Origin of the sequence: Bacillus sp. FDAARGOS_527, assembly GCF_003812125.1 — a bacterium.
Lineage (GTDB): Bacteria > Bacillota > Bacilli > Bacillales > Bacillaceae_G > Bacillus_A > Bacillus_A paranthracis.
In genome coordinates this window covers 4,822,501-4,825,000 of the sequence record NZ_CP033795.1, presented here as the reverse complement: position 1 = coordinate 4,825,000, position 2,500 = coordinate 4,822,501, and the positions used below count along the sequence as shown (strand labels likewise).

The window sequence follows — 2,500 nt, the reverse complement described above, 5'->3', positions numbered from 1 at the left end:
TACAGAACATACTTTCGGCATTTTATCTATACATCGCATTTGACCTCACTATCATCCCACCCCTAAAGAGGGTACTATCGCACCGTAGTGGGCTTTCCTATTCGGAAAATCTGTAATTATACCTATCTTTTTTCATGTTATCTCCTTTAAAAAAATTAAATCTTCCTATATTAAAGTACTTCAAAAAATAACTGTACTATTTTAACATACCGATAGATTGCTTCCACAAAAAAAATAGAAAATCTTAAACTACATATCGAAATTGAATATAACAGAATAACTTGAGACTGATAAGAAGTTAGAAACACAAAAAAGACGAGTCATTCTGACTCGTCTTAAGCTTGCTTGGCGACGTCCTACTCTCACAGGGACAAGGTCCCAACTACCATCGGCGCTAGAGAGCTTAACTTCCGTGTTCGGTATGGGAACGGGTGTGACCTCTCTGCCATCATCACCAAACTATGAAGGCATATTCCTTCAAAACTAGATAACATTGCTACATATTATATGGTTAAGTCCTCGATCTATTAGTATTCGTCAGCTCCACATGTCACCATGCTTCCACCTCGAACCTATCAACCTGATCATCTTTCAGGGATCTTACTAGCTTACGCTATGGGAAATCTCATCTTGAGGGGGGCTTCATGCTTAGATGCTTTCAGCACTTATCCCTTCCGCACATAGCTACCCAGCTATGCCCTTGGCAGAACAACTGGTACACCAGCGGTGCGTCCATCCCGGTCCTCTCGTACTAAGGACAGCTCCTCTCAAATTTCCTACGCCCACGACGGATAGGGACCGAACTGTCTCACGACGTTCTGAACCCAGCTCGCGTACCGCTTTAATGGGCGAACAGCCCAACCCTTGGGACCGACTACAGCCCCAGGATGCGATGAGCCGACATCGAGGTGCCAAACCTCCCCGTCGATGTGGACTCTTGGGGGAGATAAGCCTGTTATCCCCGGGGTAGCTTTTATCCGTTGAGCGATGGCCCTTCCATGCGGAACCACCGGATCACTAAGCCCGACTTTCGTCCCTGCTCGACTTGTAGGTCTCGCAGTCAAGCTCCCTTATGCCTTTGCACTCTACGAATGATTTCCAACCATTCTGAGGGAACCTTTGGGCGCCTCCGTTACACTTTAGGAGGCGACCGCCCCAGTCAAACTGCCCACCTGACACTGTCTCCCGGGTCGATAAGACCCGTAGGTTAGAATTTCAATACAGTCAGGGCGGTATCCCACCAGCGCCTCCACCGAAGCTAGCGCTCCGGTTTCAAAGGCTCCCGCCTATCCTGTACAAACTGTACCAAAATTCAATATCAGGCTACAGTAAAGCTCCACGGGGTCTTTCCGTCCTGTCGCGGGTAACCTGCATCTTCACAGGTACTATAATTTCACCGAGTCTCTGGTTGAGACAGTGCCCAAATCGTTACACCTTTCGTGCGGGTCGGAACTTACCCGACAAGGAATTTCGCTACCTTAGGACCGTTATAGTTACGGCCGCCGTTTACTGGGGCTTCAGTTCAGAGCTTCGCTTACGCTAACCCCTCTCCTTAACCTTCCAGCACCGGGCAGGTGTCACCCCCTATACTTCGCCTTACGGCTTCGCAGAGAGCTGTGTTTTTGCTAAACAGTCGCTTGGGCCTATTCACTGCGGCTTTCCGTTAAGAAAGCACCCCTTCTCCCGAAGTTACGGGGTCATTTTGCCGAGTTCCTTAACCAGAGTTCTCTCGCACACCTTAGGATTCTCTCCTCGCCTACCTGTGTCGGTTTGCGGTACAGGCACCTTTTATCTCGCTAGAAGCTTTTCTTGGCAGCGGGGAATCAAAGACTTCGCTCCATAAGGAGCTTCCCCATCACAGCTCAGCCTTTACGATAAGCGGATTTGCCTACTTATCAGCCTAACTGCTTGGACGTGCACAACCAATCGCACGCTTCTTCTATCCTTCTGCGTCCCTCCATTGCTCAAACGATAAAGAGGTGGTACAGGAATATCAACCTGTTGTCCATCGCCTACGCCTGTCGGCCTCGGCTTAGGTCCTGACTAACCCTGAGCGGACGAGCCTTCCTCAGGAAACCTTAGGCATTCGGTGGACGGGATTCTCACCCGTCTTTCGCTACTCATACCGGCATTCTCACTTCTAAGCACTCCACCAGTCCTTCCGGTCTGACTTCACTGTCCTTAGAACGCTCCCCTACCACTGATACCATTCGGTATCAATCCGCAGCTTCGGTGGTGTATTTAGCCCCGGTACATTTTCGGCGCAGAGTCACTCGACTAGTGAGCTATTACGCACTCTTTAAATGGTGGCTGCTTCTAAGCCAACATCCTAGTTGTCTAAGCAACTCCACATCCTTTTCCACTTAATACACACTTTGGGACCTTAGCTGGCGGTCTGGGCTGTTTCCCTTTTGACTACGGATCTTATCACTCGCAGTCTGACTCCTAAGGATAAGTCATTGGCATTCGGAGTTTGACTGAATTCGGTAATCCGATGAGG

2 rRNA genes (1 of these 2 cut by a window edge) are annotated in these 2,500 nt (G+C 49.1%); both read right to left on the bottom strand.

The features are described 5' to 3' along the window. Positions 1-343: 343 nt before the first annotated feature. Positions 344-459, bottom strand: a 5S ribosomal RNA gene (gene rrf / locus EGX95_RS27885). A gap of 48 nt (positions 460-507) precedes the next feature. Next, positions 508-2,500, bottom strand: a 23S ribosomal RNA gene (locus EGX95_RS27880); it runs 930 nt beyond the window's last position.